At 73.3% G+C, this 11,703-nt stretch carries 14 protein-coding genes and 1 pseudogene; 10 read left to right on the top strand and 5 right to left on the bottom strand.

What is annotated here, in order from left to right; translation table 11 throughout:
- The 3 genes and pseudogenes from GPA02_RS18560 to GPA02_RS18550 all read left to right on the top strand — a co-directional run.
- A pseudogene (locus GPA02_RS18560) lies at positions 1-118 on the top strand (IS481 family transposase); the annotation flags it as partial.
- Positions 119-219: 101 nt separating this feature from the next.
- A complete protein-coding gene (locus GPA02_RS18555; RefSeq protein ID WP_156201925.1) occupies positions 220-417 on the top strand; it encodes a hypothetical protein in 198 nt (65 codons plus the stop codon).
- Positions 418-519: 102 nt separating this feature from the next.
- Positions 520-1,116: a dihydrofolate reductase family protein gene (locus tag GPA02_RS18550; RefSeq protein WP_156201924.1), complete on the top strand. Its 597-nt coding sequence runs from the start codon at positions 520-522 to the stop codon at positions 1,114-1,116.
- A gap of 59 nt (positions 1,117-1,175) precedes the next feature.
- Here the strand turns inward: GPA02_RS18550 and purB are convergent, their stop codons facing one another.
- The 4 genes from purB to GPA02_RS18530 all read right to left on the bottom strand — a co-directional run bounded on the left by purB (position 1,176) and on the right by GPA02_RS18530 (position 4,760).
- A complete protein-coding gene (gene purB, locus GPA02_RS18545) occupies positions 1,176-2,609 on the bottom strand; it encodes an adenylosuccinate lyase (protein WP_420809374.1) in 1,434 nt (477 codons plus the stop codon).
- A gap of 225 nt (positions 2,610-2,834) precedes the next feature.
- Positions 2,835-3,233 carry a VOC family protein gene (locus tag GPA02_RS18540; RefSeq protein ID WP_240134146.1) on the bottom strand — a complete coding sequence of 133 codons (399 nt, stop codon included), beginning with the start codon at positions 3,231-3,233 and terminating at the stop codon, positions 2,835-2,837.
- Between the two features lie 241 nt (positions 3,234-3,474).
- A complete protein-coding gene (locus GPA02_RS18535; protein ID WP_156201922.1) occupies positions 3,475-4,248 on the bottom strand; it encodes a fructosamine kinase family protein in 774 nt (257 codons plus the stop codon).
- Positions 4,245-4,760: a low molecular weight protein-tyrosine-phosphatase gene (locus GPA02_RS18530; protein WP_240134145.1), complete on the bottom strand. Its 516-nt coding sequence runs from the start codon at positions 4,758-4,760 to the stop codon at positions 4,245-4,247. The genes GPA02_RS18535 and GPA02_RS18530 overlap by 4 nt, the downstream gene beginning before the upstream one ends.
- A 146-nt stretch (positions 4,761-4,906) precedes the next feature.
- On the opposite strand from GPA02_RS18530, the gene GPA02_RS18875 reads away from it, so the two are divergent.
- The 3 genes from GPA02_RS18875 (at position 4,907) to GPA02_RS18520 (ending at position 7,242) form a co-directional block, all read left to right on the top strand.
- The gene (locus GPA02_RS18875) at positions 4,907-5,161 is read left to right on the top strand and encodes a hypothetical protein (RefSeq protein WP_162457824.1); all 255 of its coding nucleotides are present in this window, start codon (positions 4,907-4,909) and stop codon (positions 5,159-5,161) included.
- Positions 5,158-6,546, top strand: a complete 1,389-nt coding sequence (locus GPA02_RS18525; protein ID WP_162457823.1) for a type VII secretion target — start codon at positions 5,158-5,160, stop codon at positions 6,544-6,546. The genes GPA02_RS18875 and GPA02_RS18525 overlap by 4 nt, the downstream gene beginning before the upstream one ends.
- A gap of 126 nt (positions 6,547-6,672) precedes the next feature.
- Positions 6,673-7,242: a hypothetical protein gene (locus GPA02_RS18520; protein ID WP_156201920.1), complete on the top strand. Its 570-nt coding sequence runs from the start codon at positions 6,673-6,675 to the stop codon at positions 7,240-7,242.
- Here the strand turns inward: GPA02_RS18520 and GPA02_RS18515 are convergent.
- Positions 7,239-7,646 (bottom strand): phage holin family protein, encoded by a 408-nt coding sequence (locus tag GPA02_RS18515; protein WP_156201919.1) that lies wholly within the window; start codon positions 7,644-7,646, stop codon positions 7,239-7,241. The two genes, GPA02_RS18520 and GPA02_RS18515, sit on opposite strands and share 4 nt — an antisense overlap.
- Before the next feature lie 137 nt (positions 7,647-7,783).
- Between GPA02_RS18515 and hisC the strand changes: the two genes are divergently transcribed.
- From hisC to GPA02_RS18495, 4 genes are all read left to right on the top strand, one after another.
- Entirely contained in the window at positions 7,784-8,971 is a 1,188-nt protein-coding gene (hisC, locus tag GPA02_RS18510) for a histidinol-phosphate transaminase (protein ID WP_240134144.1), read from the top strand.
- Between the two features lie 110 nt (positions 8,972-9,081).
- Complete coding sequence (gene pdhA, locus GPA02_RS18505) at positions 9,082-10,233, top strand: pyruvate dehydrogenase (acetyl-transferring) E1 component subunit alpha (RefSeq protein ID WP_420809375.1); 1,152 nt, start codon at positions 9,082-9,084, stop codon at positions 10,231-10,233.
- A 50-nt stretch (positions 10,234-10,283) separates the two neighbouring features.
- Complete coding sequence (locus GPA02_RS18500; protein WP_156201926.1) at positions 10,284-11,255, top strand: alpha-ketoacid dehydrogenase subunit beta; 972 nt, start codon at positions 10,284-10,286, stop codon at positions 11,253-11,255.
- Positions 11,256-11,277: 22 nt separating this feature from the next.
- Positions 11,278-11,703 (top strand): biotin/lipoyl-containing protein (locus GPA02_RS18495; RefSeq protein ID WP_338027542.1); only part of this gene is annotated, 426 nt, incomplete at its 3' end.

Here is an 11,703-nt window from a genome sequence, read left to right as displayed (position 1 = left end):
CTCGAACACCGCCCGAGCCGACGCGCTGGCCCCATGGCTCAAGCACTACAACTACGCTCGAGCCCACACCGCCTGCGGAGGCAAGCCACCGATCAGCCGACTGTCACCAACGTGCTGACCGAGTACACCTAGCGCCTCAGGCGGCAGGACAGGCGTCGGCCGGACCGCGGTGCCAGCGCCGCCTGGCAGACTCGAGTCCCCGACGCCGGGAGGGATGACGTGGCCGGACCGAACGAGACGATGCGGCAGGGCTGGGTCGAGGGCGCCTCCGGCTGGGTCGCGAACGAGCCGGTGATCGACCACGCGTTCGCGCCGGCCCAGACGCGCGTGCCCGCGGCGCGGGTGGTCGTGGCGGACGCCCAGACCGCCGACCTGCTCGCGGAGGCGTGCGGGTCCCATGTGCGACCTGGCTGGTGACCGCGCGGGGCTGATCCTGCGGACCGTGTCGAAACCGCCCGACCTCGTTCGTGGACCTCGTGAGACCGCCCCCACGAGGCGGTCCCGACCGAGGAGCAGACCATGAGCGCGACCTTCACCGTCGACTTCTTCTCCACGCTGGACGGCTACGGCATGGCCGAGGGCTGGCCGGGCTACTGGGGCAAGGAGGGGCCCGAGCTGCGCGAGGACCGGGTGCGGACGTTCGCCCAGGACCACGTGCTGGTGCTCGGTGCGACGACCTACCGCGAGTTCGCCAGCTTCGTCACCACCTACGACGAGCCCTACTTCGACAGCATGACCGCGGCGCCGAAGATCGTCTTCTCCAGCACGATCGACCCCGCCGCACCCGGCTGGGCGCGCACGAGGGTGCTCGACGAGGACGCCGTCACCGCGGTCGAGCGGCTCAAGCGCACGACCGACGTGCCGATGCGCTCCCACGGCAGCATCAGCCTCAACCGGGCGCTGCTGGCGGCGGGGCTCGTCGACCGGGTCGAGGTGATGGTGTTCCCGGTCGTCGCCGGGCGTGCGGGCGGGTCCGCGCTGTTCCACGGCGGCGTCGAGCTCGACCTCGACCTGGTCGAGACCACGATCCTCGACGGGCGGACCGTCAAGCTGGTCTACGAGCCGCACCTGCACGGAGAGATCCCCGAGGGCGTCGGGCCGCGGCTGCGCGCGTGACCGGGAGCAACCGGGCCCGCGCTCGGCGAGCGGCGGCGCGGCCCCGGTGCCGGGACCGGTCAGTCCAGGTGGCGCACCAGGCGCGCGGCGATCCCCGTGTAGCCCGCGGGGGTGAGCGCCATGAGACGCGCGCGGACGTCGTCGGGCAGCCCGAGGCCCGCGATGAACGTGCGCATGCCCTCGGCGTCGACCCGGCGACCACGCGTGAGCTCCTTGAGGCGCTCGTAGGGGTCGGCCATGCCCTCGACGCCGGCGACCTGCAGCGCCCGCATCGCCGACTGCACCGCCTCGCCGAGCACCTCCCAGTTGCCGTCGAGGTCGCGCTCCATGGCGGCCGCGTCGACGTCGAGACCCGCGAGCCCGCGCCGGACGTTGTCGATCGCGAGCAGCGAGTGCCCGAACGCGACGCCGATGTTGCGCTGCGTCGTGGAGTCGGTGAGGTCGCGCTGCAGCCGCGAGGTCACGAGCGTCGCCGACAGCGTGTCGAGCAGCGCGCAGGAGATCTCGAGGTTGGCCTCGGCGTTCTCGAAACGGATCGGGTTGACCTTGTGCGGCATCGTCGAGGAGCCGGTCGAACCCTGCGCGGACAGCCGCTGCGCGAAGTAGCCGAGCGAGATGTAGGTCCACACGTCGGTCGCGAGGTTGTGCAGGACCCGGTTGAACCGCGCGACGTCGGCGTACAGCTCGGCCTGCCAGTCGTGGCTCTCGATCTGGGTGGTGAGCGGGTTCCAGGTGAGCCCGAGGCCCTCGACGAACGAGCGGGCGACCGCCTCCCAGTCGACGCCCGGGACCGAGATCGTGTGGGCGCCGTAGGTGCCGGTGGCGCCGTTGATCTTGCCGAGGAACTGTGCACCCTCGACGCGCCGCAGCTGGCGGCGCAGGCGGTGCGCGAGGACGGCGAGCTCCTTGCCGAGCGTGGTCGGGGTCGCCGCCTGCCCGTGCGTGCGCGACAGCATCGGCACCTCGGCGTTGGCGCGCGCCATCGCCGCGAGGTCGTCGACGAGCCCGGTCGCGGCGGGCAGCCACACCTGCCCGACGGCGTCGCGCACCGTCAGCGCGTAGGAGAGGTTGTTGATGTCCTCGCTCGTGCAGAAGATGTGCACGATCTCGCCGACGCCGGACAGCGCCGTGCCCTCGCCCAGCACCTCGGCCGCGCGCGCGAGCCGCCGCTTGAGGAAGTACTCGATCGCCTTGACGTCGTGGCGCGTCTCCGCCTCGATCTCGGCGAGCTCGGCGATCTCCGCCGCCCCGAAGGTCGCGACGACGTCGCGCAGGTAGGCGACCTCGGCGTCCGACAGCGTCGGGGCGCCCGGCAGCACGCCGTGCGAGGTGAGGTGGATGAGCCACTCGACCTCGACCTGCAGCCGCGCACGGTTGAGCGCCGCCTCGCTCAGGTGGTCGACCAGCGGTGCCACGGCGGCCCGGTACCGCCCGTCGAGGGGCCCGAGGGCGATCGGCGGTTCCAGGTCGGCGAACGAGATGCGCGTGGTCACGTGCCTCATCCTCCCAGGCTCCCGCCGCTCCCCGTCACCCGCCCACCGACCCCACTTTCACCGCACTTTGGAACAGGGCTCGCTTTCACCGCACTTTGGAACACGGCCCGCTTTCACCGCACTTTGGAACAGGGCCCGCTCTCACCGCACCTCTTGCCGCGCCCCGATGTCACCGCAGTTCTTGCCGCGTGGTGCGTGAGGCGATGGCCGCGCCACGTCCGGCTCCTAGGCGACGACCAGCTCCACCTCGAAGCCTTCCTCGTTCTCGAGGTAGAGCGCGGTGTGGTCGGCGCCGCCCGCGTGCGGGTAGCGGTCGGCGAACAGCTCGCGCCACCCGTGTCGGTCGGCCTCGGCGCGCGCGGCGTCGAGCGTGTCGCGGTCGGGGCACCGCAGGGCCAGGTGGTTGAGGCCGGGCGCGAGGCGGTCGTGCCGGTCGCCGACGACCGCCGTCGACGCCTCGAGCACGAGGTAGACGCCGCTGCCGTGCCGCCAGATCCGCCCGTGCGGCCATCCCGGGTCGACGGCGTCACGCACCCAGCCCAGCGTCGTGAGCAGCCAGTCCCAGGCCGGCTCAGCGGTGGCGAGGTCCGCCGTCCAGAGCTCGATGTGGTGCAGAGCGGTCACGCGGGCACCCTAGGTCAGGACCAGCTGGTGCTGGTGGGCGTCACCGGCGGCAGGAAGTGCGGTGAAACGGGGACGCGGCAAGAAGTGCGGTGAAAGCGGGCCGTGTTGCAAAGTGCGGTGAAAGCGGGCTGTGTTCCAAAGTGCGGTGAAAGCGGGCCGTGTTCCAAAGTGCGGTGAAAGTGGGCCGTGGTGCACAGTGCGGTGAGAGTGGGGCGGTGCTGCACGGTGCGGTGGGACCGGGTCAGGCGTAGGGGGCGGCCGCGGCGACGGCGGCGTCGGCGTAGGAGCCGCCGAACAGCACCGTGTGCACGAGCAGCGGATTGAGCTGGTGCAGGTCGACGCGGTCCTGCCAGCCCGGCGCGAGCGGGGACGTCTCGTCGTAGCCCGCGAGGATCTCGCCGAGGTGCGGGGCGCCGAACAGCGCGAGCATCGCGAGGTCGGTCTCGGCGTGGCCGCCGTGCGCGGTGGGGTCGATGAGCGTCGCCTCGCCGGAGGAGGGCCACAGCACGTTGCCGTTCCACAGGTCGCCGTGCAGCCGCGCGACCCCGTCGCCGACGAGCGCGGGCTGCGGGTGGTCGAGCTCGCCGTCCGTCAGCCGCTCCACGACCCGCTCGATCGTGCGCTGCCCCGCGCCGCCGACCCGGCCCTGCTCGACGGCGCGGCGCAGGTACGGCAGCACCCGTTCGGTCGCGTAGAACTCGCCCCAGGAGCGCGGCGCGGGGTCGGGAGCGGGCAGCGCGAGGCGGCCCATGAACAGCGGCGTGTCACCGGGGACGAACCCGTAGCCGGGCGCTCCCGCGGCGTGCGTGCGCGCGAGCGCCGCCCCGAAGGCGCGAGCGGCGGCCGGGGTGGCGCGGCCGTCGTCGACGCGCTCGAGCTCCAGCAGCCCCGGCTCGACGTGACGCACCTGCGCCACCCGGGCGCCGCCGTCGACCTCCGCCAGCCACCGCAGCCCGGCCGCCTCGAAGAGGGCGGCGTCGGGGTGCGGGAAGCGGGTCTTGCGGAACGCCGTCACGCGGGCTGCGTGGCGAGCTGCTCGCGGACGTAGGCGATGACGCCCGGCGCGGCCGCGGCGACCTGCTGGTAGGCGATCTCGAAGTCGCGCTTGTCGCCGTAGTAGGGGTCGGCGACCTCGAGGTCGTCGTCGGCGACCGACTCCGGGTCGAAGCTGCGCAGCAGCCGGATCTTGTCGAGATCGGCGTCGTCGCGCGCGAGCCGCCGCAGCGCCTCCACGTGGCCGGAGTCGAACGCCAGCACCAGGTCGACCTCCTCCAGGTGGTCGGCGTCGAAGACCTCGGCGCGGTGCTCGGCGATGTCCAGGCCGTGGCTGCGGGCGACGTGGGCTGCGCGGTGGTCGGCTGCCTCTCCCACGTGCCATCCGCCGGTGCCGGCCGAGCAGACCGTCACACGGTCCTCCAGCCCGGCCTTGCGGATCTCGTCGCGGAGGATCGCCTCCCCGATCGGGGACCGGCAGATGTTCCCGCTGCAGACGACACAGATCGAGTAGTTCTGTGGCATGTCGGCCATTGTCACACCGTCCGGCGACGTCGGTGCACGGGCAGAGGTATCCACAGTGCAGGTTGATGCACGCCCGTCCACAGCAGCCCACCCCGCGGGCCGACTGCCCCGCCACGTCCTCCCTACCGTCGAGGCCCTGAGAGAAGGGAGGCGGGATGGGGCACGCGGCGACCATGTCGGCGGCGGCGGCCGAGGTCGAGGCGCTGGTCGCGGAGATCGCTGCCGCGGTGCCGGCGCACTGGACCGGCCGGGCCGCGGAGGCCTACCAGCGCAGCGCGCAGCACGCGAGCGCGGCGCTCGCGGTCGCGGCGGCGGGTGCGCGGGGAGCCGCGGCACGCATCCACGTGCACGAGGTCGAGCTGGCGGCCGTGCGGGCGGCCCTGGGCGCCGGCGGGACGGCGGCGGTGTGAGCGGGTCGGGGGTCGCGCCGGTCGCGGACGGCTCGCCGAGCAGCACCGCGAGCCACCAGGCCGCGCAGGAGCTCGTCGTGCTGGGCCACGGCATCGGCAGCACCGCACGGCTCGAGGTCACGACCGCGGACATCCGCCGCTGCGCGGGCCGGGTGCGGACCGTGGCCGAGCGGGTGCGCGCCGCCGCGGCGACCGCACGGCTCGCGGCCGCCGGCGTGTCAGCGACGGCGCACCTCACCACCGGCGTCGGCGGTGCGGCGGCTGGCGCCGCCTGGCTGGCGGTGGGTCAGGCCGAGCGGCAGGTCGGCGAGCTGCTGGACCTCGCGGCACGGATGGAGGCGACCGCCGACCGGTACGACGCCGCCGAGGCGCGCGCAGCGAGCACGGTCTGGCGCATCACGCGACCGCCGCTGCGGCTGCCCCTGCTGCTGCCGTGGGCGCACGTCGGCATCGCGTGGGGGCTGGTCGCGCGGGACGCCATGCTGCACGGGCAGGTGCTGCCCACCCGGCACGGGGTCGGCATGGGGCTGCGCGAGACGATCTGGGCGTTCACGGGGATCGACCGGGGCGTACCGGCCGTGGGCCGGGTGCTCGCCGGCGCCGTGGACGTCTGGGTGGACCACGACGTCGAGGTGCGGCAGGTCGACCCCGTGGCCGCGAGCGGCGGGGACGCGCCGGTCTCCGACCTCGCGGGCGTCGTGACCGCGATCGAGGACCTCTACCCGGACAACGGCCACGTCGAGCCGGGCACGATCCGCATCGACCGCGTCACCGGGGCCGACGGCGCGGTGTCCTGGCTCGTGCTGCTGCCCGGCACGCAGGGATCGCTCGTCGCCGACCACGGCTTCGACTGGTCGAGCAACCCCGGCGCGATGCTCGGTGCGACCACGGCGTCGACGGCGGTGGTGGTGCAGGCGATGCGGCTCGCGGGGATCCGCCCCGGCCAGCCGGTGATGATCGCGGGGCACTCCCAGGGCGGCCTGGTCGCCGTCAACGCGGCCAACGCGGTCGCCGAGGAGGTCGACGTCGCGGGCGTCCTCACCCTCGGTGCGCCCACCGGCCTGCTCGACGCCCCGCCGGGCGCGGAGGTGCTCAGCATCGAGCATGTCGAGGACCCGGTGCCGGGGCTCGACGACGCACCGAACCCGGTCGGCGACGCCTGGACGACGGTCGAGCGCACGTTGAGCGGCACCACCGACCCCGACGTGCCCGACCTGGGCGCCTTCGGCACCTCCCACGACACGCCCGCCTACCTCGACACCGCGCGTCTGGTCGACGCATCCGACGCCGCCGCGCTCGACGGCTTCTTCAGCGGCGTCGAGCAGGTCCTCGACCCCGACGCGACCGTCGAGAGCACCTACTACCAGGGCAGCCGCGCGTCATGAGCGGCGCCCCCGGCCTCGCGCGCCGCCCGCAGCATCGCCCGCGGTCGCGACACACTCGAGAGGAGGGCGCTGCGCCGGTGCGTAGCGCCCACCGCCCAAGGGGCACGACGCAGGCGAGGGGAAGCGATGCGGAGCAGGGTCGCACGCGGCGTGGCGCTGGGTGCCGCCGCGGTCGTGCTGACGGCGTCGTGCGCCGCGCAGCCGGACGGTGGCTGGGCGCAGGTCACGCAGCACCACGAGACGGCGGACTTCGCGCTGCCCGACGTCGTGCTCGACCAGCTCGTCGACGACGCCGATGTCACGGTCGTCGGCGAGCTCGGCGAGGTGCTCGGCGAGCGGCCGCTGGCGGCGGACGCCGCGTACGTGCAGATCGAGCTGGTCGTCCTCGACGTGATCACCGGTGACGTCGCGCCCGGCGACGTGCTGGTGTTCGAGGGCTGGACCAGCGAGGTGACCGCCGTCCCGGAGGGCGAGATGCTGCTCTTCCTCACCGAGAAGGACTCGGCCGTCGACCCGCCCGGTCTGTGGGTGTGGCACACCAGCCGCGGCATCTGGGCCGCCACCGAGCGCGCCGCGATCGACACCCCGCTCGCGGACGAGCCGCCGGCATCGAGCCCGCTCTACGCCGACGACCTCGCCGGGCTGTCCTCGCTGCCCGAGGTCGCCGACCTCGTGAGGGAGCTCGCCGAGGACTAGCTGCGCTTGCGCTTGTCGGGCAGGAAGATCGACAGCACCAGCGCGATGACCGAGATCACCAGCGCGGCGAGCAGGGCGGTCCAGTACCCGTCGATGACGAGGCCGAAGCTCGTCAGGCCGCTGATCCAGCTGGTCAGCAGCAGCATCAGCGCGTTCACGACGAGGTGGAACAGCCCGAGCGTGAGCACGTAGAAGGGGATCGCGAGCACCTGCACGATCGGCTTCACGATCGCGTTGACCGCCGTGAAGATCAGGGCGACGACGGCGACGACGATCGCGGTGTCGAGCCACGACCGGCCCGTGTCCGGGGCGCTGTCGCCCGCGACGACGTCCACGCCGTCGAGCCACAACGACGTCAGCCAGATCGCGAGCCCGTTGATGAGCACCCGCACGAGGAATCGCATGCTCCGATCCTGCCACCGCACGCCGTCGCACGGCACGGTGCGCACCCGGGCCGGGCGGCTGGGTAGGGGTCGCACCCGCGGCAGGCCGGGGGCGCGCACCCGGGTCGCGAGGCGGCCGCGGGTGGCATGCTGAGGCCATGGTGATGGGCATCCCAGGGCCGTCCGAGCTCGACGAGGTGCAGCAGCCGGCGCAGGAGCCGGAGCGGCCCGGGGTTCGGCTGCGCGAGGCGCTGTCGACGCTGCCGGCCTACGTGCCGGGGGCGTCCGGGGCGAGCCCCGGCGTCTTCAAGCTCTCCTCCAACGAGGTGCCCTACCCGCCGCTGCCCGCGGTGCTCGCGGCGATCGCCGACGCAGCCGAGGACATCAACCGCTACCCGCAGATGTACGCCGACCGCCTCACCCACGCGATCGCGGCGCACCACGACCAGGTCGCCGACCGGGTGCTCGTGGGCAACGGGTCGGTGGCGGTGGCCGAGCTGATCATCCGGGCGATGTGCGAGCCGGGGGACGAGGTCGTCTACGCGTGGCGCTCGTTCGAGGCCTACCCGATCCTCGTGCAGGTCGCGGGCGGCACCTCGGTGCAGGTGCCCAACACCGCCGACGGGCGGCACGACCTCGACGCGATGGCCGCCGCGATCGGCGAGCGCACGCGCATGGTCATCGTGTGCACACCCAACAACCCGACCGGGGCGACGATCAGCCACAGCGAGCTCGTCGCGTTCCTCGAGAAGGTGCCGAGCGACGTCATGGTGCTGCTCGACGAGGCGTACGTGCACTTCGTCCGGTCCGAGGACCCGATCGACGCGTTCTCGCTGCTGCCGGTCTACAAGAACCTCGTCATCCTGCGTACGTTCGCGAAGGCCTACGGGCTCGCCGGGCTGCGGGTCGGCTACGCCGTCGGCCGCCGACGGCTGATCCGGACGCTGCGCACCGCCTCGACGCCGTTCGGCGTCAACGCGATCGCGCAGGCCGCCGCGCTCGCGGCGATCGAGCAGGACGCCGCGGTCGGCGCCCGAGTCGCCGCCGTCGTCGCCGAGCGGGAGCGCGTGCTGGGGGAGCTGCGCGCCCAGGGCTGGGACGACATCGGCGACCCGCAGGGCAACTTCTTCTGGTTGCCGCTGGGCGACGCGGCAGGGACGTTCGCCGCGGACGCGCTCGCGGCGGGTGTGACTGTGCGACCCTTTGCAGGAGACGGCGTACGGGTCACCATCGGTGAGCCCGAGGCCAACGACATCGTCCTGGAGCTCACGAAGCGGTGGGTGAGGGGCGCCTCGAGCGGCAACGGTGCCGACGAGACAGGAGTTGGAGGATCCCTACAACGGTGACGAGGTGACCTCGTCGTCGACAACTACACAGAACCTACGCAGGCGTAGCCTACGCTGGCGTAGGTACGACATCCCGTCACCCTCACCACCCCTCGAAGGAGACCGGAGTGATCACCACCGACACAGGTGGGGAGACCCCCCACGTCGACAGGCACGACCCCTCGGACGACCCCGTACAGCTGCTCTCGCCCACCGGCGAGCGCGTGCACCACGAGGTGTACTCGGCCCGCGCGGACCACCTGGACCGCGCGGCGCTCGAGGGCTTCTACCGCGACATGGCGCTGACCCGCCGCTTCGACGTCGAGGCGACGGCCCTGCAGCGCCAGGGCGAGCTCGGGCTGTGGCCGCCGTGCCTCGGCCAGGAGGCCGCGCAGGTCGGTTCCGCCCGCGCGCTGCGCCCGCAGGACTTCGTGTTCCCGTCCTACCGCGAGCACGGCGTCGCTTGGGTGCGCGGCCTCGACATGCGCAGCCTGCTGCTGCTCTACCGCGGCCGCGAGCACGGCGGCTGGGACGCCCGCGAGCACAACTACAACGTGCCCACCCTGGTCATCGGCTCGCACGCGCTGCACGCCGCCGGCTACGCCATGGGCATCCAGCGCGACGGCGACGTCGGCACCGGCGACCCCGACCGCGACCGCGCCGCCGTCACCTACTTCGGCGACGGCGCCACCTCGCAGGGCGACGTCAGCGAGGCGATGGTGTTCGCCGCCGCGGCGGGCGCCCCCGTGGTCTTCTTCTGCCAGAACAACCAGTGGGCGATCTCGGTGCCCACCGCCAAGCAGAGCCGCATCCCGCTGGTGCACCGCGGCACCGGCTTCGGCATCCCGTCGGTCCGGGTGGACGGCAACGACGTCATCGCCAGCTACGCGGTGATGGCCGAGGCGCTCGAGCGAGCCCACTCCGGCGGCGGCCCCACGTTCATCGAGGCGGTCACCTACCGCATGGGCGCCCACACCACCTCCGACGACCCGACGCGCTACCGCAGCCGCGCCGAGGAGGACATGTGGCGCCAGCGCGACCCGATCGCGCGGCTGCGCAACCACCTCGAGCAGCTGGGCACCGGCTCGGACTTCTTCGACGCCGTCGAGGCCGAGGCGGACCGGCTCGGCGAGGACGCCCGCGCCTACTGCCGGTCGCTGGAGCACCCGCCCGCCGAGTCGATGTTCGACCACGTCTACGCCACCCCGCACGCCCAGGTCGAGCGCGAGCGCGCGTGGTTCCGCGACTACAAGGACTCCTTCGAGACGGAGGTCGTGCGGTGACCGAACGGCTCACGCTCGCCAAGGCGATCAATCTCGGGCTGCGTCGCGCGATGGAGCGCGACCCCAAGGTGATGGTCATGGGGGAGGACGTCGGCCCCCTCGGCGGCGTGTTCCGGGTGACCGACGCGCTGCAGAAGGACTTCGGCGAGGACCGGGTCGTCGACACCCCGCTCGCCGAGTCGGGCATCGTCGGCACCGCGATCGGGCTCGCCTTCGCCGGCTACCGCCCGGTCTGCGAGATCCAGTTCGACGGCTTCATCTTCCCCGCGTTCGACCAGATCACCACGCAGCTCGCCAAGGTGCACTACCGCAGCGGCGGGCGTGTGCAGGTGCCGGTCGTCATCCGCGTCCCCTACGGCGGCGGCATCGGCGCCGTCGAGCACCACAGCGAGTCGCCGGAGGCCCTGTTCGCCCACACCGCGGGCCTGCGGGTCGTCACGCCGTCGACGCCGGCGGACGCGTTCGTCCTGATCCAGCAGGCGATCGCCTCGCCCGACCCGGTGCTGTTCTTCGAGCCGAAGGCCCGCTACTGGGACAAGGGCGACGTCGACGTGACGGCGGACGAGTCCTCGCTCGGCCTTCTGCCCGCGGGCGAGGGCGTGCGGCCGGAGGCCTCGTTGCTCGAGCGTGCGAGCGTGCTCACCCGGGGTGACGACGTCACGATCGCCGCGTACGGGCCCACCGTCCGGACGGCGCTGACGGCGGCCCGCGTCGCCGGCGAGGAGGGCCGCAGCGTCGAGGTGGTCGACCTGCGCGCGATCTCCCCGCTCGACATCGACACCCTGGTCGCCTCGGTCACGCGCACGGGCCGGCTGGTCGTCGTGCACGAGGCCCCGACCTTCCTCGGCGTCGGCGCCGAGATCGCCGCCGCCGTCACCGAGAGGTGCTTCTACTCGCTCGAGGCGCCGGTGCAGCGCGTGGGTGGCTTCCACACCCCGTACCCGGTGGCCAACATCGAGGAGGAGTACCTGCCGGACCTGGACCGCGTGCTCGACGCCGTCGACACCGCGCTCTCGTACTGAGGCGAAGGAGCCCCCAGCACACATGCCTTCCTACGTGCCGTTCAAGCTTCCCGACGTCGGCGAGGGCCTCACCGAGGCCGACATCGTCGAGTGGAAGGTCGCCCCGGGCGACGAGGTCGTCGTCAACCAGACGATCGTCGAGATCGAGACCGCGAAGTCACTCGTCGAGCTGCCCAGCCCCTACGCGGGGGTCGTGCACGAGCTGCTCGCGGAGCCGGGCGCGACCGTCGACGTCGGGACGCCGATCATCGTCATCGACACCGATCCCGGTGGCGAGGCCGCGGCGCCCGGCGACGAGCCGGAGAGCGAGACCAGCGGCGACGTGCTCGTCGGCTACGGGACCAAGGCGCCGTCGTCGCAGCGGCGTCGGCGCCGGGGCGCGCCCGGTGGCGCCCACGCCGACGCCTCCCGGCCGGCCGCCGAGCCCGAGCCCGCCCCGCAGCCCGCG

Origin of the sequence: Actinotalea caeni, from assembly GCF_009733795.1 — a bacterium.
In the GTDB taxonomy this organism is placed as follows: Bacteria; Actinomycetota; Actinomycetes; order Actinomycetales; family Beutenbergiaceae; genus Pseudactinotalea; species Pseudactinotalea caeni.
The sequence above is the reverse complement of the archived record's forward strand: the minus strand, read 5'-3'. Positions and strand labels throughout refer to the sequence as shown.